At 45.8% G+C, this 20,805-nt stretch carries 15 protein-coding genes and 2 tRNA genes; 8 read left to right on the top strand and 9 right to left on the bottom strand.

Annotated elements, in window-relative coordinates; all coding sequences use genetic code 11:
- Nucleotides 1–139: 139 nt before the first annotated feature.
- Both nifJ and BMX82_RS01180 read right to left on the bottom strand, forming a co-directional pair.
- On the bottom strand, nucleotides 140–3,718 hold the full coding sequence (gene nifJ / locus BMX82_RS01185) for a pyruvate:ferredoxin (flavodoxin) oxidoreductase (RefSeq protein WP_036912332.1): 3,579 nt from the start codon (nucleotides 3,716–3,718) through the stop codon (nucleotides 140–142).
- Nucleotides 3,719–3,789: 71 nt separating this feature from the next.
- Nucleotides 3,790–4,980 (bottom strand): ATP-binding protein, encoded by a 1,191-nt coding sequence (locus tag BMX82_RS01180; protein WP_036912330.1) that lies wholly within the window; start codon nucleotides 4,978–4,980, stop codon nucleotides 3,790–3,792.
- Between the two features lie 169 nt (nucleotides 4,981–5,149).
- Between BMX82_RS01180 and BMX82_RS01175 the strand changes: the two genes are divergently transcribed.
- Nucleotides 5,150–6,199, top strand: a complete 1,050-nt coding sequence (locus BMX82_RS01175; RefSeq protein ID WP_091765349.1) for a hypothetical protein — start codon at nucleotides 5,150–5,152, stop codon at nucleotides 6,197–6,199.
- 117 nt (nucleotides 6,200–6,316) lie between these two features.
- Here the strand turns inward: BMX82_RS01175 and BMX82_RS01170 are convergent, their stop codons facing one another.
- The 6 genes from BMX82_RS01170 to BMX82_RS01150 form a co-directional block, all read right to left on the bottom strand.
- The gene (locus tag BMX82_RS01170) at nucleotides 6,317–8,980 is read right to left on the bottom strand and encodes a glycosyl hydrolase (protein ID WP_091765346.1); all 2,664 of its coding nucleotides are present in this window, start codon (nucleotides 8,978–8,980) and stop codon (nucleotides 6,317–6,319) included.
- An 88-nt stretch (nucleotides 8,981–9,068) separates the two neighbouring features.
- The gene (locus tag BMX82_RS01165) at nucleotides 9,069–9,497 is read right to left on the bottom strand and encodes an acetyl-CoA carboxylase biotin carboxyl carrier protein (RefSeq protein ID WP_036912324.1); all 429 of its coding nucleotides are present in this window, start codon (nucleotides 9,495–9,497) and stop codon (nucleotides 9,069–9,071) included.
- A 15-nt stretch (nucleotides 9,498–9,512) separates the two neighbouring features.
- On the bottom strand, nucleotides 9,513–9,665 hold the full coding sequence (locus tag BMX82_RS12920; protein ID WP_177171982.1) for a hypothetical protein: 153 nt from the start codon (nucleotides 9,663–9,665) through the stop codon (nucleotides 9,513–9,515).
- 11 nt (nucleotides 9,666–9,676) lie between these two features.
- Nucleotides 9,677–11,242, bottom strand: coding sequence for an acyl-CoA carboxylase subunit beta (locus BMX82_RS01160; protein ID WP_091765343.1), 1,566 nt, complete (start codon nucleotides 11,240–11,242; stop codon nucleotides 9,677–9,679).
- Between the two features lie 39 nt (nucleotides 11,243–11,281).
- Entirely contained in the window at nucleotides 11,282–11,692 is a 411-nt protein-coding gene (mce, locus tag BMX82_RS01155; protein ID WP_013064811.1) for a methylmalonyl-CoA epimerase, read from the bottom strand.
- Between the two features lie 150 nt (nucleotides 11,693–11,842).
- The gene (locus BMX82_RS01150) at nucleotides 11,843–14,203 is read right to left on the bottom strand and encodes a TonB-dependent receptor (protein WP_091765341.1); all 2,361 of its coding nucleotides are present in this window, start codon (nucleotides 14,201–14,203) and stop codon (nucleotides 11,843–11,845) included.
- A 106-nt stretch (nucleotides 14,204–14,309) separates the two neighbouring features.
- Between BMX82_RS01150 and BMX82_RS01145 the strand changes: the two genes are divergently transcribed.
- From BMX82_RS01145 to BMX82_RS01115, 7 genes are all read left to right on the top strand, one after another.
- Complete coding sequence (locus tag BMX82_RS01145; RefSeq protein WP_036912316.1) at nucleotides 14,310–14,759, top strand: NfeD family protein; 450 nt, start codon at nucleotides 14,310–14,312, stop codon at nucleotides 14,757–14,759.
- Between the two features lie 22 nt (nucleotides 14,760–14,781).
- The gene (locus tag BMX82_RS01140) at nucleotides 14,782–15,735 is read left to right on the top strand and encodes an SPFH domain-containing protein (protein ID WP_091765338.1); all 954 of its coding nucleotides are present in this window, start codon (nucleotides 14,782–14,784) and stop codon (nucleotides 15,733–15,735) included.
- Between the two features lie 82 nt (nucleotides 15,736–15,817).
- Nucleotides 15,818–16,705 carry a 4-hydroxy-tetrahydrodipicolinate synthase gene (gene dapA, locus BMX82_RS01135; RefSeq protein WP_036912314.1) on the top strand — a complete coding sequence of 296 codons (888 nt, stop codon included), beginning with the start codon at nucleotides 15,818–15,820 and terminating at the stop codon, nucleotides 16,703–16,705.
- On the top strand, nucleotides 16,705–17,586 hold the full coding sequence (locus tag BMX82_RS01130; protein ID WP_036912313.1) for an AraC family transcriptional regulator: 882 nt from the start codon (nucleotides 16,705–16,707) through the stop codon (nucleotides 17,584–17,586). Before dapA ends, BMX82_RS01130 begins: the two co-directional genes overlap by 1 nt.
- Nucleotides 17,587–17,669: 83 nt before the next feature.
- Nucleotides 17,670–17,743, top strand: a tRNA-Arg gene (locus tag BMX82_RS01125).
- Nucleotides 17,744–17,774: 31 nt separating this feature from the next.
- Nucleotides 17,775–17,848 (top strand) — tRNA-Arg (locus BMX82_RS01120).
- A 114-nt stretch (nucleotides 17,849–17,962) separates the two neighbouring features.
- Entirely contained in the window at nucleotides 17,963–18,673 is a 711-nt protein-coding gene (locus BMX82_RS01115) for a sigma-70 family RNA polymerase sigma factor (protein WP_091765335.1), read from the top strand.
- A gap of 57 nt (nucleotides 18,674–18,730) precedes the next feature.
- Here BMX82_RS01115 and htpG read toward each other — a convergent pair whose 3' ends face one another.
- Nucleotides 18,731–20,791: a molecular chaperone HtpG gene (gene htpG / locus BMX82_RS01110; RefSeq protein ID WP_036912311.1), complete on the bottom strand. Its 2,061-nt coding sequence runs from the start codon at nucleotides 20,789–20,791 to the stop codon at nucleotides 18,731–18,733.
- Nucleotides 20,792–20,805 lie beyond the last annotated feature (14 nt).

The following is a 20,805-nucleotide window of genomic DNA, read 5'->3' as shown; positions in this document are numbered from 1 at the left end:
TTAAAGTTGATTAATTCATTAGTTATTTTCTTACGATGCTGCAAAATTACTAAAAGTTTTTTAATATCATGTGCAAAACAAAGAAAAAAAGAGGCGAAACATCATGTTTCGCCTCTTTACTATAGAGTGGAATAGGAGATTATTCTGCCCAATCCTCTTTTGACTTACGAATGTAGGTTTTGTAACGCAGCTGAGCCATCTTCTGTGCTTCAGCGAACAGCTCCTCGGCCTCGTTAGGATATGCCTTCTTAACTGACAGGTAACGAACCTCACCGAGCAGGAAGTCGTGGAAGTTCTCCCAGTTAGGCTCCTTAGAGTCGAGTGAGAATGGGTTCTTGCCTTCCTCAGCCAGAGCAGGGTTGTAGCGCCACAGGTGCCAGTAACCGCACTCAACAGCCTTCTTCTCCTCGGCCTGGCTCTTACCCATACCGCCCTTGGCCTTCAGACCGTGGTTGATACATGGAGCGTAAGCGATGATGATAGAAGGTCCGTGCCAAGCCTCAGCCTCGCGGATAGCCTTGAGGGTCTGTGCGTGGTCGGCGCCCATAGCAATCTGAGCTACGTATACATAACCGTAAGTGGTAGCAATCATACCCAGATCCTTCTTGCGGATGCGCTTACCCTGAGCAGCGAACTGAGCGATAGCACCAAGAGGAGTAGCCTTAGAAGCCTGACCACCGGTGTTAGAGTAAACCTCAGTATCGAGCACGAGGATATTAACGTCCTCACCAGAAGCAATCACATGGTCGAGACCGCCGTAACCGATGTCGTAAGAAGCACCGTCACCACCGATGATCCACTGTGAACGCTTAACCAGGTAGTGATCCAAAGTCTTCAACTCAGTGCAAACTGGGCAACCAGCGGCAGCACCAGCAGCGATCTGCTCGCGAAGCTTAGGAGCAATCTCCTTAGTCTTCTCAGCATCGTCCTTGTTGGCAATCCACTCCTGAGCCAGTTCCTTATACTCAGCGCTAGTCTTGTCGCTCTCGATCATCTCGCCGAGCAACTTAGCTACGCGCTCCTTCATCTTCTTGTTACCAAGTGCCATACCCAGACCGAACTCGCAGAAGTCCTCGAACAGAGAGTTGTTGAATACAGGACCCTGACCCTTCTCGTTCTTAGTATAAGGTGTAGAAGGAATAGAAGCTGAGTAGATTGAAGAACAACCAGTAGCGTTGGCAATCATCTGACGATCACCGAACAGCTGAGAAATCAGCTTAACGTATGGAGTCTCACCGCAACCAGAGCAAGCGCCTGAGAACTCGAACAGAGGCTGAGCGAACTGTGAGTTCTTAACATTGCTCTTGATGTCAACGAGGTTCTGCTTAGACTTAACGTTCTTAACCAGGTACTCCCAGTTCTTAGCCTCCTGAACCATATCGGCAGCATCAGGATTGAATGGAGCCATGGTAAGAGCCTTACCAGTCTTAGGATTGCCTGGGCAGATATCAGCACAGTTACCGCAACCCAGACAGTCGAGTACTGAAGTCTCGATACGGAAGTGCATGCCCTTCATAGCGGCAGGAGCCTTCATCTCGAGAGTGTCAGCAGCTGCTGCGAAGCCCTTGATCTCCTCGTCGTCGAGAACGAATGGACGGATAGCAGCGTGAGGACAGATGTAAGCACACTGGTTACACTGGATACAGTTATCCTTGTTCCATACAGGAACGAAAGCCTCTACACCGCGCTTCTCGTAAGCGGCTGTACCAACCTCCCAAGAACCGTCAACGGTGTTGTGCTTAACGAAGTCAGAAACCTTCAGCAGGTCGCCGGCCTGAGCGTTGATAGGACGAACCAGCTCCTTAACGAATGCAGGTGCATCGTCTACCTTCTCAGCATCGTCAGCCAGGTTAGCCCACTCAGGCTTAACGGTCAGCTGAACGTACTCACCACCACGATCGATAGCGGCATAGTTCTTATCAACAACGTCCTGACCCTTAGCGCCGTAAGACTTCAGGGCAGCAGCCTTCATCTTCTCAACAGCGAGCTCAACGGGGATAACGCCGGTGATACGGAAGAATGCACTCTGCAGGATAGTGTTGGTACGGTTACCCAGACCAATCTCCTGTGCAATCTTAGTAGCGTTGATAGTATAAACAGTAATGTTGTTCTGTGCGAAGAAACGCTTTACCTTGTTAGGCATGAACTTCTCGAGCTCGTCGGCATCGAAGATAGTGTTCAGCAGGAACTGACCGTTCTTCTGCAGACCACGTGTAACGTCGTACATGTGCAGGTAAGCCTGAACGTGGCAAGCTACGAAGTTAGGTGTAGTTACCAGGTAGGTAGAGCGGATAGGCGTATCACCGAAACGCAGGTGAGAGCAGGTGAAACCTCCTGACTTCTTTGAGTCATAAGAGAAGTAAGCCTGGCAGTACTTGTCGGTGTTGTCACCAATGATCTTAACTGAGTTCTTGTTAGCACCAACGGTACCATCAGCACCCAGACCGTAGAACTTAGCCTGGAACATGCCAGCGCCACCGAGAGCAATCTCCTCAACCTCAGGCAGAGAGGTGAAGGTAACATCGTCTACGATACCAACAGTGAAGTGGTTCTTTGGCTCGGGCATAGCGAGGTTGTTGAATACGCTGATGATCTGAGCCGGTGTGGTGTCGCGGCTACCAAGACCGTAGCGACCGCCAACGATAACAGGACGGTTCTCTACATCGAAGAATGCATCCTTAACGTCGAGGTACAGAGGCTCGCCGTTAGCGCCTGGCTCCTTAGTGCGGTCCAGAACGGCAATCTTCTTAACAGTCTTAGGAACAGCAGCCAACAGGTGCTTAACTGAGAATGGACGATACAGGTGAACTGAGATCATACCAACCTTCTGACCGTTAGCGTTCAGGTAGTCGATAGCCTCGCGAGCTGCGTCGGTAGCAGAACCCATGAGGATGATCATGCGGTCAGCATCCTCGGCTCCGTAGTATGAGAACAGGTGATACTCGCGGCCTGTGATCTTAGAGATCTCGCCGAGGTACTTTTCAACTACTTCGGGTACTGAATCGTAGTATGGGTTACAAGCCTCACGGTGTGTGAAGAATGTCTCAGGGTTCTCGGCAGTACCACGAGTGATAGGACGCTCAGGGCTCATAGCACGATCGCGGAAACGCTTTACGAACTCCTCCTTAACCAAAGGACGGATATCCTCCTGATCCATCAGCTCGATCTTGTGATACTCGTGAGAGGTACGGAAACCATCGAAGAAGTTAACGAATGGAACCATAGTCTCGAGAGTGGCAAGATGAGGAACTGCTGTAAGGTCCATCACCTCCTGTACAGAACCAGAGCAGAACATTGCGAAACCTGTCTGGCGGCATGCCATCACGTCCTGATGGTCACCAAAGATACAGAGTGAGTGAGAAGCCAGCGTACGGGCAGATACGTCGAATACGCAAGGAATCAGCTCACCGGCAATCTTATACATGTTAGGAATCATCAGGAGAAGACCCTGTGAAGCAGTGAAGGTGGTGGTAAGAGCACCAGCCTGCAGAGAACCGTGAACGGCACCGGCAGCACCAGCCTCAGACTGCATTTCCTGTACAGAGACGTTCTGGCCCCAGAGGTTCTTACGACCACGGGCAGCCCACTCGTCTACGTGCTCCGCCATAGGCGAAGACGGGGTGATGGGGTAGATAGCAGCTACCTCAGAGAACATGTAGCTCACATGAGCAGCAGCCTCATTACCATCACAAGTGATAAATTTCTTTTCTTTAGCCATTTTGTAACTGATAAGATAAAATGAATTACTAACTTTTTATTTGTTTAATTATAACTTAATAGACATTATTATTAATATAGGAAGCCTAACAACCATAGTGGTATCTGCTTGCCCTTTCCGATTTCCGAGTTGTAACGGACGTAATAGACGTCGGGTGAAATGCGCAGCTTTCCTTGGAATTTGGCATCCAGAATGCGGAACTTCAACTTCTCGTCGACCACGAAACTGCAATCGCGAGCGCCAGTGTTCACTTTATGGTCTTTCCACATTGAGTTAACGAAAAAGGTCTCCATTGCTTCCTGCTTGTCAACCTGTATGGGATAGATGGCATACATGAGGTTGGAGTTGTGAAGCATAATCTTCGCAGGCTTCTTAGGGAATTCCTGACCAATGGGGTATATGATGTTCAGCAAGCGCGCGTCGGCAAGATATTTAATATAGTTCATCACCGTGGCGCGACTTGTTTCAACATCCTGAGCCAACTTGCTGATGTTGGGCGCCTTGCTGGCACCATCTTCAGCAATCTGGTAGAATAGTTTCTTAATCTTCGTCAGATACTTCAGCTCAATCTGTTTAATGAGCAGGATATCTACCTCGGTCATCATGTTCATGGTCTTCAGAAGATTCTCGCTATAGTTGCGATGCTCTTGAAAGAAGGGGTAGAAACCATGATGAATATAATCCTGGAAATAGCGGTTGGGGGAAACTTTGGGTAGAATCTGACGTGCAATCTGCTCGTGATTGTGAATAATCTCGTCGAGCGTATAGGGCTGGAAATTGTTGTGAGTAAACAGGTTGATGAACTCGCGGAAACTGAAACCACGCAGGTTGTATGATTTCACGATACCGTTAAGTTCAGGATTCTCATCCTTCAGACGCATCACGCTACTACCGGTAAAGACAATCTTCAGGTTGGGGTAGTTGTCATAGCATTTGCGGAGTTCAGAACTCCAGTTTGGCTGCTTGAATACCTGGTCGATAAGTAGTACACGGCCACCACGCTTGTAGAAGCTGTCTGCAAACTCAGCAATGCCATGTCCTTGAAAATAAAAGTTGTTCATGTTGATATAGAGACACTGTTTGTCTTCTATATCGAAATGTTCTTTAGCATATTGCAGTAAGAAGGTTGTCTTTCCAACACCACGTGTTCCTTTAATACCAATCATGCGGTCACTCCAGTCGATCTCATCCATAAGGGTGCGACGAACGGGTGCATTCGTATGCTCTATGAGGTATCTGTAAGTCCTGAAAAATGCTTCCATCCCTAGCGATTTGTTTTAAAACAGCTGCAAAGGTAATACATTTCTTGCAATTTGCAAAGTCTAAATAGCAAAATCTTACTAAAATGTATATTTTTTCTTTTTTTATATCATAATTAACCGAATAATCTTGCCTGTAACTCAAATTTTTAGGTAACTTTGTGCCCGATTTATGAAGTTACATGTTTTTAATCCGGAACACGATCTCGCTCTGGCTGCTAATCTTAGCAACTTCACTGCGCCTCATGCCGGGCGTAAACTGAGAGCTGATTTAGGTTGTCTGCCTGCACTCTGGGCAGACGAAGATGATGTTGTGCTTGTAGAGAATATTGAACAGGCCAAAAAGACATATGCTCGTCTGAGGGCTAGAGTTGGCGGGAAGCAATGTCATTTCGTAGATAAGAACCTGCTTTCTAAACTCGATATCCGTGAGGTTGAACCTTGGGGATGGGATCTGGCACTCCGCAGCTCCCTGTTGCGTTATGGGGTGAATGCGGTTCCGTCGGAAGAGAATATAGAAACTATCAGGGAGTTGTCGCATCGCCGACATGCGATGTCGCTTCTTCTGAAACTGCAGACGATACCAGGAACTATAGGCACTTCGTATCTGGCTGAGTCTGTTGAAGATGTTCTTTCATATATGAAAGACTATCCGCGTATGGTTGTGAAAGCCCCTTGGAGCAGTAGTGGTCGTGGCGTGCGGTTTGTTGGTGCCTCGCTGAATGACTATCAGGAACGTTGGATCAGTAACGTGATAGATAAACAGGGATGCGTTATGGTAGAACCCCATTATAATAAGGTAAGAGACTTTGGAATGGAGTTTGAGAGCGATGGAATGGGCAATATCAAATATTTGGGTCTGTCGCTTTTCCAGACTAAGAACGGCGCTTATACAGGGAATATTATAGCTGACGAATCGGAAAAGAGAGACATCTTAAGCCGTTATATATCAATTGATTTGATAGGTTCTGTTAAACTGGAAATAGAGAACGCGCTAAGTGAGATGTATAAAGGCCGGTATAAGGGGCCTTTTGGGGTTGATATGATGCTTGTGGCAACCGATGAAAAGGATGGTTTTCTGCTTCACCCGTGTGTAGAGATTAACCTCCGTCGTACGATGGGACATGTAGCGCTTTCCGTCCCTCTGTTTGCTGATGGATATGCTCGTGTGATGCAGATCGTATTGGCAGACAAGTACCGGATAAGGGTTCGGAAAGCATAAGACTATCTTCATTAAGACAAAACAACTTGTTTTGTTCTCAAAGAAACTATCTTAACAGATGTAAGAGATAGTCTAAACGAGTACAAAACAAGTTGTTTTGTTATGACGAGGGTTATATTAATACTCTAATAGACGTACTTCAGAGTTCAAGCCACTTGGCATTGGCTCCCATGAGTCATAGGTTGTACGTTTGTAATTGATGTCTACGACGTTTATTTCCTCCATTTTGCGCCACTTAATGCCTCGGCGGTCATAGTCGGCAATACGGTTTGCTGGCAGATTTGTTACCTCTATCCGTACTTCGTTGTTGCCAACTTTCAGTGTGTTCTTACAGTCGAGGATGAATGGTACAGACCATGCACAACCGATGAAATGGCCATTGATGTAGACGCGAGCCGATTCACGGACATCACCCAGATCTATCTTCCAGTGTTTATTAGCCTCTGCTTTCGTGAGTTTGAAACGGGTTGTATAAACACCCGTTCCCATGGTCACCTTCACGCTGTCATCATCGAGAGTCTCCCAGGTCTGAGGCTTTGTGAGGGAAAAGGTCTTCTTCACCTTAGGTGCTTCTTCGGTAAAGGTTAGCGTCCATGGACCTTTTATAACCATACTGTCAGTGATACTTCCTGCGGTTGCCTTATTGTTTTTGTCATTCAAGGGCATTGCCTCGTTGTACGTTTGCAGAATCATCGATTCTCCGCTTTTGAGAGAGATATCAATGCTGTCGCCTGAGATACGCGCATGTGTTATTTCTCCATTAAGCGGGTTAAACCACGCGGCGTCTTTAAAGCTAATGGCCAACGGTAAACAGTCGTGGATGTCGTTGGGCGATAGGTTGGCTATGAAATAATGATAGCCGGTGTCGTTCTTTCTGCGGATGGCTTTCAGACCACAATCAGCCTTAATGGCTTCAGGTTTTGCCGCTTTCATCAGGTCGGCTGTTTGTGTACCATATATAATATGCGCACCCTGAGCCTTCAGTTCCTCAATGTGTGCTTTGACGTTTCCAGGCATATTGCCGCTACCAGGAATGATAAGAGCCTTATAGCGGGTTCCTGTTGCTGTTTCTAACATCCCATCCTTATAGTTTGTTGTCAGGATATATCTTTCCGAGATGTAATCGCAGTCAAAACCGGCATGGTCTATGTCAAGGATACTCTGAATGAACTCTGGAGCCAATTTGCCCATGGCGTGAATAGAGAACTGCATGAGCAGTTTCTGAGGATTCTTCTGCCACATGTCGCGAACGGGCAGATAGACTAAGAAATCGTTATCCGGTTGTCCCATCTGTAAGAAACTCTGGCAACGCTCCACATACTGCATGAAGTAGGGCGCATCGCGCCAGATGCTGTTGGTTGGCGACATATCGATGCTGGCATAGAACTTCCACCCTGGCCACGGATCGTCTTTAGGGGAATAGCAGGTTCCATGAAAGAACATGTGGTTGACGCCGGCACAGAACATCAGATCGATATCGGGTTTCAGTTGTGATAGCGATGTACGGAAATGTTCTGTCAGCCATGTAAATGTTTCGCTCGACGTATAGGGCTTGCCACAGATATGGGCGGCTGATGGCGCATATTTCAGCATGGAGAAGTCGGAGTCGTTCTTACGTGTCTTGCCAGAATCCTTTCGTAGTCCCTTGATGCCGAACTCGGACAGACCGAAGCCTTCTATCTCGGGAATATCCACAGCAGCATAACAGTCTATGAGATTAGCCGGGGAGCCGTGAGCCTGATTACGAGTGATGGCTCCATGCTTGTGTGCCCAAGTCGTCCATTGCTGTGTGAAGTTCTCCAACAAAAGATCGCCAAGCGTCTCGCGATAGTCGGACAGGATCTTCGTGTCACCATTCAGTAATTGGCGTAGGTAATGCTCCAACTTATAGCCTCTGCGCTTCTCAAACTCTTCAAAGAGCGTGGGCGTCCAAGTGGCTGCTTCCACTTCGTATGAATCGTTGAAGAAAGTATGAGGATAGGGTGTATGAGTGTGTTCAAAGGCACCTTCAATATGTTGCAGATAGTTACTTACCGCCTTTTTATCGAAGTGGTCAACTACTAGTCCCATTCCACCAGGAGCGGCACGTTTCACATTCATCACGCCATAGCGGCAGTAGAGGGCTATAACCTGCCAATGGGCGCTCTTCATATCCTTGAGTTTCTGCTTAAGGATTTTCTTCTGTGTTTTGTTTGTGGAAGAATTGATTTTGGTTTTTAACAGATCTGCCGGTTTCCAGGTGAGTTTGCCGTTTCTTACGTATTCAGTTACGTCGTAAGGCTCTCCTTGCCAATAGGCCATTGCTCTGTTGAGCCTGCAATACTTGGCCTCTTTCTCTAGTACGGATAAATCAAGTCCGTCGACGGCATCACCTACAAAGGTGGTATCAATGAAAACGGCCTTGCAGGCACTCTCTTCCAATGGAACCCACGGACCGCCAAAAGGCCATCCTGTACCTGTTGCCATATCAACCTCGATGCCCAGCTCCTTTCCGTTTTTCTGCACTTCGCGTAGCATCTCCATCCAACGATCAGAGAGGTAGGGGATATTATTGGCGTCGTTGCCTTGTACACCATAGATAGGAGTGATCTCCAGTGCGCCAATGCCATGATTGGCATATTCCTGCATGGTCCACTTCAGGTTCTCCTTGTCAACGGCAGAACCGAGCCACCACCAACGGGCACCAGCTTTGGCTTCGGGCCTTACTTCAGGCCACTGCTGACCAAGTGCTGTCAGAGTGATTGTTGCTAAAACTGCAGTGAAGATTGTTTTCTTTATCATTTGTTTATAGTATTTTTGTCTTAGTAGTTTGAAAAAAGAGAGAATGGGTATTGGGTCCATTCTCTCTTTATCGCATCGTGTGATAGTTTTACTCAATAACAATAAGAGCGTCATCTTCCATCACACTCTCACCAATCTTCACACAAACAGCCGTTACCTTACCGTCTTTCTCAGCGGTCAGGTTGTTTGCCATCTTCATGGCCTCAAGTACAACGACTGTATCACCAGCCTTTACCTCATCGCCTTCAGCAACTAAGATGTCTGTGATGACACCGGGCAGAGGAGCCTTAACGGCATTGGCCTTGTTGACAGCTGCTTTGTTTGCAACGGGAGCGTCGTTGTTGGCGGCAGGAGTAGCGGCCTTGATAACAGGCTTTTTCTTCTCAGGTTCAGGCTGCTTCTCGAGTTCTACCTTATATTCCTCGCCGTTGACGGTTAAGGTGGCAATGTTATCAGTAATATCTCCGACAACTACCTCATATTTATTACCGTTGATAGTATACTTATATTCTTTCATTATCGATTGGTTTTATTAGGGACGTTGTGTGAATGTCTGTGCATAACCGTTCCACTGTGTAGAATGGGCATTAATGGTAATAATGCCTGGCTCTGCATCGTGGACGTTGTTGCCTAAGTGCTCATGGAGCGCAAGGGCAATTGCTGCATATACTTCGTTATTCTTCATATACAAATCAATTACATTGGAATATTACCATGCTTCTTGGCGGGCAGGGCAACACGCTTGGTGGCAAGCTGAGCCAGACCGCGGCAAATGCGGAAACGAGTGTTGCGTGGTTCAATCACATCATCGATGTAGCCATACTTGGCTGCCTGATAAGGATTAGCGAAGAGCTCGTTGTACTCGTCCTCCTTCTCAGCGATGAAGGCCTTAACATCCTCACCAGCTTCCTTCTTTGCCTTAGCTTCCTTAGCATAGAGCACAGCAGCGGCACCAGAAGCACCCATTACTGCAATCTCAGCTGAAGGCCATGCATAGTTAAGGTCGGTGTGGAGTTGCTTAGAACCCATTACGATGTGTGAACCGCCGTATGACTTACGCAGAGTAACGGTAATCTTGGGCACTGTTGCCTCACCGTAAGCATAGAGCAACTGGGCTCCGTGCAGAATAACTGCATTGTACTCCTGACCTGTACCAGGCAAGAAACCGGGAACGTCAACGAGTGATACGATAGGAATATTGAAGGCGTCGCAGAAACGAACGAAACGGGCACCCTTACGAGAAGCGTTTACGTCGAGCACACCAGCATAGCAGTTTGGCTGGTTGGCAACGATACCTACACTCTGGCCGTTGAAGCGGGCAAAACCGACAATGATATTCTTTGCAAACTTTGGCTGAACCTCGAAGAATTCACCATCGTCAACTACGGCACCGATAACCTTATACATGTCGTATGCCTCGTTGGGGTTCTCTGGAATAATTTCATTCAGAGAATCCTCCATACGGTTGATGGGATCTTCTGTTGCCTTGAAAGGAGCTGTCTCCATATTGTTTGAAGGAATATAGCTCAACAGGGTTTTAATCATCTGCAAACCTTCCTCCTCAGTTGCTGCGGTGAAATGGGTTACACCAGACTTGGTTGCGTGAACGCTGGCACCACCCAGATGTTCCTGATCAATATCCTCACCGGTAACAGTCTTAACAACCTTCGGACCAGTAAGGAACATATATGAAGTACCTTCCATCATCAAGGTGAAGTCGGTGAGTGCTGGGCTGTAAACAGAACCACCGGCGCAGGGACCGAAAATTCCAGAAATCTGCGGAATAACACCTGAGGCAAGAATGTTGCGCTCGAAAATCTCGGCAAAACCTGCCAGTGAGTTGATACCCTCCTGAATACGAGCACCACCAGAGTCGTTAATGCCGATAACGGGAGCTCCCATCTTCATGGCCATATCCATAACTTTGCAGATCTTCTGACTCATGGTCTCTGAAAGAGAGCCTGCATGAACAGTAAAGTCTTGTGCGAATACGAATACCAGACGGCCATCGATAGTACCACTACCTGCTACAACACCATCGCCGAGGAACTGCTTTTTCTCCATACCGAAGTTATGGCAGCGGTGCTCTTTGAACATGTCATACTCCTCGAACGAACCCTCGTCGAGGAGCATTTCAATACGCTCACGGGCTGTATACTTACCACGGTCGTGCTGTTTCTGAATAGCTTTTTCACCACCACCGAGACGTGCCTGTTCGCGCTTCTCGATGAGTTGCTTGATTTTTTCTAATTGTTTGCTCATTGTTTTATTTAAGTGTTTGAGAATGTTCGTTATTTCTGTTTATTCAGGGTGTTCACATAGTTCTGTGAGAATTCCACATGTTGACTTCGGGTGCAGGAAAGCAATGTTCAGTCCTTCGGCACCTTTGCGTGGTTTCTCGTCAATCAGACGTACGCCTTTCTCGGATACTTCTGCAAGACCCTTGGCGACACCGTCTTCTACGCAGAAGGCTACATGGTGTACGCCCTTATTACCCTTATCGAGCCACTTCTGGATTGTACTCTCGGGTGATGTGGGCTCCAGCAGTTCCAACTTAACTTCGCCGCAGCGAAGGAAAGCGGTCTTTACTTTCTGGTCTTCAACGACCTCTGTTGCATAACACTCTAAGCCCAGCACGTCAGTGAAATACGGCAGGCTCTCCTCGATGCTCTGGACGGCAATGCCCAGGTGCTCAATGTGGGAAATCTTCATATCTTTTAATGTTAGAGAATTGATAATTTTATCAAATTACGTGCAAAGGTACAAAAGATATATGACATTCCCTTCTTTATTTTGCTTTTTTTAATTAAAAAAAGAGATTGCTACTAAATCCTGGTGATAATCTCTCATTTTAATACTTTATTAGAATTCAACTGTAAGTCTTCCGTTAATTTGTCTACCTGTCAGATAGTTAGGTACCGCCCACTGGCGATTTGTAACGTCGGTTACCCAATAATAACTGTTAACATTGGATATACCGAATAGATTCAGGCAGTCTATGCCTATCCATAAATTTCTGATACCATATTCATCTTTAACAGCTCTGTAACTCATTCCAATGTCTGCTCGCTTGTAGGCTGGTGCACGGAACTGCTGTTGCTCCAAACCTCTATGTGGGGCTCCAAAAGGAAGACCATCGGCAAATGCCATACGAAGTGTCATTCTCCATCGCTCAGTACCGGGGAAATAGTCGGTGAAATGGAGGTTTACTGACCATCTTTGATCTGTTGGCATAGGAATCCAATTGTTACCAAACTTCTGTCGGGTACTCATCAGTGAGAAAGTTAACCATGAGTCTGTGCCTGGTACGAATTCACCATATATTTTTAAGTCTATTCCTGCAGCATATCCCTTGCAGATATTATTGCCATAATATGTAATCTTAAGATTCTGAATGTTATATGGTATCAGGTTCGATAATGCTTTATAATATGCCTCAGCGGATAACTTAAACTTTCGATTGAGCATTTTAAATCTATAGTCCACTCCTCCAATGAATTGAATGGATTTCTGACTCTTGATTTTTTCGTTTAAAATTGCTGTGGTTATACCGTTTTGCATCAGTGTATCTCGGATCTCCTTGTAGAAGGGCGCTTGATAGTATATGCCAGTAGCTAAACGGAATGTCACATCTTGATTAAAGGCTGGTATTATCGCTAACGAGGCTCTTGGCGATATGATGGTTTCTTTATTGAACGACCAATTGGCTAATCTGATACCATAGTTAAATGTATAATATGTGTCGCCCTTTGAGAATCGGTAGGTGTCTTGTATGTAGGCTTCCGTTCGATAGTTCTTCACATTATTCTTCGCTGAAAGTGTATAGATCATGTCAAGCCTTTCTGAGGAGTGGGGGATGGAATATCCGGTGGAATCGCGCATTTCGTACTCCTTTGACTGCTCTTTGATGTGCTCCTGTTTATAGGTGATACCTGCTTCGATATCATGATGCCCAGCACGATGATTTCCTGTCAGTTTTATATTGATGACATCTGCGGTAAGATAGTTGCGTGCATGTTCCATGTACGTTCCAACCCCCAGATTCTCTTGAGTCAGCGTATTGTCGAGCCAATACTGTCCCATGATGTCATATTGCTCACTTTCTTTTGTGTGGAATGCTGACATAAGGATTTTAAGTTTGGTGTAATCCCCAAAATGCCGGGTAATGCCAATTGTACCGAAAAGAGTGCGGAACAAGTCTTTTTCTTGTCCGTCGAAGTATACCTTAAAGGCCTTGACATCGGCCAAGGTGCCAAAACTGGTTTCTCTGTCTTCTGGAATGAAGTTATAATGATTCTCAGAGACATATCCCATCACGTCGATATTCCATCTCTTATTCGGATTGTATGTTATATATGTCTGATAATCAAGAAAATTAGGCTTGTATTCTCCAGTAGTTTCTAGAGACCCTAACAGATAACGGTTAGTCTTGTATCTGATACCATGACTCATCGAGAATTTTCCGTTCCCATACCCCAGGTAGCCACTTGCGTCAAGAAGCGATGCTGTTGCAGAAGCCTTAAAGCCTTTAGGCTGACAATAAGTAATATCCAGAGTCGATGACATCTTGTCGCCATATTTTGCCTCAAATCCGCCAGTAGAGAAACCAATCTTTTCTACCATATCAGGATTAATGACAGAGAGTCCTTCTTGTTGACCGCTGCTGATGAGTAATGGGCGATATACCTCTACGCCATTGATATAGACAGAGTTTTCATCAAACGAGCCACCTCTTACATTATATTGCGATGACAGCTCGTTATGGGTTGATACGCCTGCTTGCTGCTGTATCATTTCTTCTACAGCATTGCCGGTTGTTGCAGGCCCTTGTCGAACGTCTTTTATGTTAAGCTGTTGTGTCTGTGATGTCTGTCTTCGCTTTTCAGTGATAACGATTTCCTGCAGAGCCTCCATCGGTCGCATCACAATCTGTACATTAATCTTGCCTTTGGGGTGGCGGAATATACGTTTTCTAGCGCTATAGCCAACCATCGTGAATCTGACTTCAACAGAATCGGCCGAATGTAAATCGAGAGAAAATTCGCCTTTTAAGTTGGTCATTGTCATTTTACCTTGTGCTAAGCATGATACAGTTACCAATTCCAAGGCGTGTTCCTCTTCATCAACAACCTTGCCTTTGAGTGTGAAACCATCGGCATGGGCCATGATGCTCATCATCAGGCATATGAGTATAATTGCGAGTCTGACATTTCTTCTTACCATACTCTTTAATAACGTAAAAAGTCATATTTTATTTGGACGTATCATAGTTTTTTCGTACCTTTGACCCCAAAAGAAATAATATCAACCAATATACGAATAGAATTTTATGATAGATTACATTTCGCAACATGTGTGGCAATTATGGGTGGTGATAGCCGTCGTTTGCCTTATTCTTGAATTAATGGCTGGCGATTTCTTCATTATTTGCTTTGCTATTGGTGCAGTCTTCGCAGCTATAGTATCTGCCTTTGATGGTGGAATCTGGCTCCAGTTATCCGCCTTTGCCGTCTTCACTCTCATCAGTCTTTTCTGGGTTCGTCCCTTTGCTCAACGCTATCTGCATAAAGGTGAGGATAGTCGTGTCAGTAATGCCGATGCTTTGTTGGGGCGTCAAGGTAAAGTTGTAGAAACCGTCAAAGCGGGAGGTTATGGCCGAGTGCAAATTGATGGTGATATATGGAAAGCTGTAACCCTTGGTGAGGTCGATATTCCCGAAGGCTCCAACGTCACCGTTATCGATCGCGCATCAACTATCATTACTGTAGAAATATTATAAACCCAAAACATTAATACGAATTATGGATATTATGACATCTATTCTGATAGCCGTCATCATTCTGGTGGTTATCTTTGCCAAAATGGCACTCGTGATTATTCCGCAGTCAGAGACAAAGATTATTGAACGTTTGGGACGTTACTATGCTACGCTTCAGCCTGGTATCAATATCATTATTCCGTTTATCGACCGCGCTAAATCTATCGTTGTTCTGAGTCACGGACGATATATGTACTCTACAACTATTGATTTGCGTGAGCAAGTGTACGACTTCCCCAAACAGAATGTGATCACAAAGGATAATGTGCAGACGGAAATTAATGCATTGCTGTATTTCCAGATTGTAGACCCTTTCAAGGCTACATACGAGATTAACAATCTGCCCAATGCCATTGAGAAACTTACGCAGACCACTCTACGTAATATTATCGGTGAACTGGAACTTGACGAGACATTGACATCGCGCGATACTATTAATAAGAAACTCTCTGCCGTGCTCGACGATGCTACGGATAAGTGGGGTGTTAAGGTGAACCGTGTAGAATTGCAGGATATCACGCCTCCTGATTCTGTGCTTACAGCCATGGAGAAGCAGATGCAGGCAGAACGTAACAAACGTGCGCAGATTCTTACTTCCGAAGGACAGAAGGCTGCAGAGATTCTGGCCTCAGAAGGTGAGAAGACGGCGGTTATTAACAAGGCTCAGGCTGCTAAGGAACAGGCGATTCTTGAGGCTGAAGGTGAAGCTCAGGCTCGTATCCGTAAAGCGGAGGCTGAAGCAAAAGCCATTGAACTGATTACCCAGGCTGTTGGTAAGAGTACCAATCCCGCCAACTATCTGCTGGCTCAGAAATATATTCAGATGATGCAGGAACTGGCTGAAGGTGACAAGACCAAAACCGTATATCTGCCCTATGAGGCAACCAACCTTCTTGGATCGATAGGAGGTATAAAAGACTTATTCAAAGCAGAATAACACAAAAAATGAAAAAATCGCAGCAATTTGCTGCGATTTTCATTTTTAATGTGTATCTTTGCAGCCGAAAAGATTAGACTATATGGTACACAATATTTTCAAGGGCTTGGGCATTGCGCTCATCACCCCTTTCAAGGAAGATGGCTCGGTAGACTATGAATCGCTGATGCGCCTGGTGGAGTATCAGCTTAACAATGGAGCAGATTTTCTCTGTATTCTCGCTACAACGGGTGAAACACCTACACTTACTGCAGAGGAAAAATCCAAGATTAAGAACATGATTGTTGATAGGGTACAAGGTAAAGTGCCTATTCTGATGGGGTGTGGTGGTAATAATACCGCAGCTGTAGTAGAGGAGTTGAAGACTGGTGATTTCAAGGGTATTGACGGCGTACTCAGCGTATGTCCTTACTATAACAAGCCCTCTCAGGAAGGTCTCTACCAACACTTCAAAGCCATCGCAGCCGCCACCTCTCTGCCTGTAGTATTATATAATGTTCCCGGGCGCACGGGCGTGAATCTGCAGGCTGCAACAACGGTTCGATTAGCTCGTGATTGCAAGAATATTGTTGCAATTAAAGAAGCAAGTGGTAATCTCGAACAAGTGAATGAAATCATAAAGAACAAGCCTAACGACTTTGATGTTATCAGTGGCGATGATGCTCTCACTTTCCCAATGGTAAGTTGTGGCGCAGTAGGTGTTATTTCTGTTATCGGCAATGCTCTGCCTAAGGAGTTCTCAAGAATGATTCGTTTGCAGATGCGTGGTGAATACGATCCTGCCCGTACTATACATCATCGTTTTACAGATCTTTTTTCTTTGCTCTTCGTTGATGGAAACCCTGCGGGCGTTAAAGCGATGCTGTCTGAGATGGGATTTATCCAGAACGTGCTCCGTTTGCCGCTTGTACCTATGCGTATTAACAATATGCATCGTATGTCTGAAATCTTGAAAGAGCTTAAAATCTGATGGACTCAAAGGTTATTCATGAGATTACCCCTTTGATGGGTAAGGATGTGCTTTATATAGCAGACCGTCGCAAGAAAGAGTTTACCTATCCGATACATAACCATGAGGTTTATGAACTTAACTTCGTGGAGCATGCTAAAGGTGTGCGTCGTATTGTTGGTGATTCTAACGAGATTATCGGCGATTATGATCTGGTGCTTATCACCAGTCCGGATCTTGAACATGTATGGGAACAAGGCGACTGCCAGAGTGATGATATTCGTGAGATAACTATCCAGTTTGATATCGATTTCAGTGATAGCGGCATTTTTGCACGTAATCCCTTCAACTCTATGAAGAAGATGATGCTTGAGGCCCAGAAAGGACTTAGTTTCCCCTTGGATGCCATCATGCGCGTTTATCAGCAACTTGATACACTCAGTTCTGTGAAAGATGGTTTTTATGCCTTTATGCAGTTTCTTACCATTCTCTACGAACTGTCCAAGTGTGATGGGGCCCGCACGCTTGCTTCAAGCAGTTTTGCCAAGGTTGAGGTATCGAGCGATAGCCGTAGGGTGCAGAAAGTCAAGAGTTATATCGACCAACATTATAAAGAGGAGATCCGCCTTACTAAGGTGGCTGATATTGCAGGCATGAGTCCTTCGGCCTTCAGTAGATTCTTCAAACTCCACACGGGGCGAAATCTGAGTGAGTATATTATTGATCAGAGATTAGGGTATGCCAGCCGTATGTTGGTTGACAGTACACATTCCATCGCCGAAATAGGTTTCGGTTGTGGCTTTAACAATCTGAGTAATTTTAATCGTATATTCAAAAAACGTAAGGGTTGTAGCCCTTCAGAATTCCGCGAAAACTACCATAAGACACGGATTATCGTGTAAAAACGAACTTTTTTCGAAAAAAGACTCCAAAAATTTGGCTGTTCCAAAAAAAGTGTGTACCTTTGCACCCGCAAATCGGAAATGGTTCCGTAGCTCAACTGAATAGAGCATCTGACTACGGATCAGAAGGTTGTGGGTTTGAATCCCGCCGGAATCACAAAAACGGTTGCAAAAATAAGGAACAATGGGGTTCCGTAGCTCAACTGAATAGAGCATCTGACTACGGATCAGAAGGTTGTGGGTTTGAATCCCGCCGGAATCACAAAAACAATGAAAATCCCACTTGAATGATTACATTCAGTGGGATTTTTTCTTTTCTCTTTTTTCTTTGTCTATTCAAAATAATATTGTATCTTTGCACCAAAAGATAAGATATATGGAAGATTCTGTATTAAATAGGTATTTAGATGAGATAGGTAAGGAAGTGCTGCTTTCTGACCAGGAAGAGAAAGAACTATCAGACCGTATACAGAGTGGTGACTCTAGGGCGCTGTCGAAGCTTGTGGAAGCCAATCTGAGGTTTGTTGTTACTATTGCCCGTCAATATAAGGGCAAAGGGGTATCGATGGAAGATCTCGTGAGCGAAGGAAATATCGGTCTGATGAAGGCCGCAAGCAAGTTTGATGCTTCGCGAGGCATTCGTTTTGTGAACTTTGCCGTTGTTTATGTTCGCCAGGCCATCGAAAAAGCCATAGACCAGCAAGGAGGCCTTTATCAGGTACCTAAGGATGTGAAAGACGAGTTTGCCCGTCAGCAGAGTATGCCTTTGTCGGTTGATGCTCCTTTGGGGCATCGTGCTAATATGAATCTGTTATCAGTATTGGTAAATAAAGATGCACCGCTTGCCGACGAGCGTGTACATTCAGAGGCCATCGAGGAAGCTGTAGAGTTCGCCTTAGGTACGCTTGATAAGCGTGAGTCGCAGGTCATCAATTCCTATTATGGCATTAACCAGGAACATGAAACAATGGCCGAGATAGCTGAAGATATGGAACTGAAGCGTGAACGTATTCGCCAGATACGTGACAAAGCTGTTCGCAAACTTCGTAAAGCATATAAGAACCGTCTTCGCGAATTACACAGATAAAAAAAGCTCCTCACATCGAGGAGCTTTTTTATTGATATAACGGAGAGAAGTCTCTCATTACTTAATCAGATCCACTGAACGCTTCAGGAACTTATCAAGGGCCTCGCCCTTAAGCATACCATTCTGAAGCAGTGCCAGGTCGATGAGCTGATGAACAATGCTGTTATCTTTTGCATAGTCGGCAATCACAGCTTGCTTCTTGTCCTTCTGCTCCTGTACGGCTTTCTCAGCTTCAGCCTTCTGGTCCTTATCCTCCTGAGTCAGTTCGTCGTACTTCTTCTTGTCTTGAGCGGCTCGTATGGCAGCCAGACGAGCCTCCTGACCCTTCAGTTCTGCTACGATAGGCTTCAGGGCCTCTGCTGTAGCGGCCTCGCTGTCCTCGAGCACCTTCTTTACCAGCGGATGGTCGGCGTTGAGCACGATGTTGAATGAGTCAGGCATCTGGCCATAGAAGTTCATACCAGCCTGGAAGCGACTCATCTCCTTCATACGACGCATATATTCGTTCTGAGTGATGATGACGGGGCGAGCCTCTTCACCAAGAGCGTCTACCTGTACCATGAACTCTGCCTTGTCAATCTTTGGCATCTGTGTGCGGAACACAGCTGACAAATTGTCACTCTGTTCGTCGGTGAGTTCACTCTTCTTCTGGTCATCTTTCACAATCAGACGATCAATGATATCACTATCCACACGAGTGAAGCGGCTCTTCTCAAACTTCTGCTCCAGTGTCTGGATGGTTGGAACATCCAACTGACCGTCGAGCAGCAGCACAGAATATCCCTTATCCTGAGCAGCCTTGATGTATGAGTACTGCTCGTCCTTGTCGGTAGCATAGAGATATACAAGCTGGTCGTCCTTATCCTTTTGGTTGGCTTCAATCAGTGTCTTGTATTCATCGAATGTAAAGAACTTACCTTCAGTATCTTTCATCAGAGCAAAGTCCTTGGCACGGTCGTAGAAGCCTTCCTCAGACAGGATACCATAGTTGATGAACAGTTTCAGGTCGTCCCACTTCTCCTCGTACTGCTTGCGGTCTTCCTTGAAAATAGAATTCAGGCGGTCGGCCACCTTCTTGGTGATGTAGGTAGAAATTTTCTTCACCTCACGGTCGCTCTGCAGATAGCTACGGCTTACGTTCAGGGGAATGTCTGGAGAGTCGATGACACCGTGCAACAGAGTCAGGAACTCGGGTACGATGCCCTCTACCTGGTCAGTTACGAACACCTGGTTGCAGTAGAGCTGGATTTTATTCTTCTGCAGGTCGATATTCGACTTGATACGGGGGAAATAAAGAATACCAGTCAGGTTGAAAGGATAGTCAACGTTCAGGTGAATCCAGAACATCGGCTCGTCGCTCATGGGGTAGAGTGTGCGGTAGAAGTTCTTGTAGTCCTCGTCTTTCAGTGTTGAAGGAGTCTTTGTCCACAGTGGCTCTACGTTATTGATAATGTTGTCCTCATCCTTGTCAACCATCTTCTTCTCTTCGCTGCTCCATTCCTGCTTTTTGCCGAAGGCCACGGGAACGGCCATGAACTTGCAGTACTTGTTGAGAAGTCCTTCCAGCTTACCCTTATCGAGGAATTCCTTGCAGTCGTCGTCGATATAGAGGATGATGTCTGAACCACGATCCTCGCGCTCTGCATCGTCAATCTCATAGGCAGGGCTACCGTCGCAGCTCCATTTTACGGCCTTTGAACCGTCTTTCCAAGACTTCGTAATGATTTCCACCTTCTTAGAAACCATGAATGAAGAGTAGAATCCCAGTCCGAAGTGACCGATAATGCTGTTTGCGTTATCCTTATATTTCTCCAGGAAGTCGCTTACGCCTGAGAAGGCAATCTGATTGATATACTTCTCAATCTCTTCCTCAGTCATACCGATACCGTGGTCGCTGATGGTGATTGTTCCCTTGTCGGCGTCGAAGTTCACGCGTACGGTCAAATCACCCAGTTCGCCCTTGAAATCGCCTTGGGCAGCGAGTGTCTTCATCTTCTGCGTTGCGTCGACGGCATTGGAAACCATCTCACGCAGGAAAATCTCATGGTCACTATAGAGAAACTTTTTGATGACGGGGAAAATATTCTCGGTTGTAACCCCGATGTTACCTTTTTGCATAATATCTATATAAA

Source organism: Prevotella sp. khp7, assembly GCF_900109055.1.
GTDB lineage: Bacteria > Bacteroidota > Bacteroidia > Bacteroidales > Bacteroidaceae > Prevotella.
Note: the sequence above shows the minus strand (reverse complement) of the source record. Positions and strands in the feature narration are given on the sequence as shown.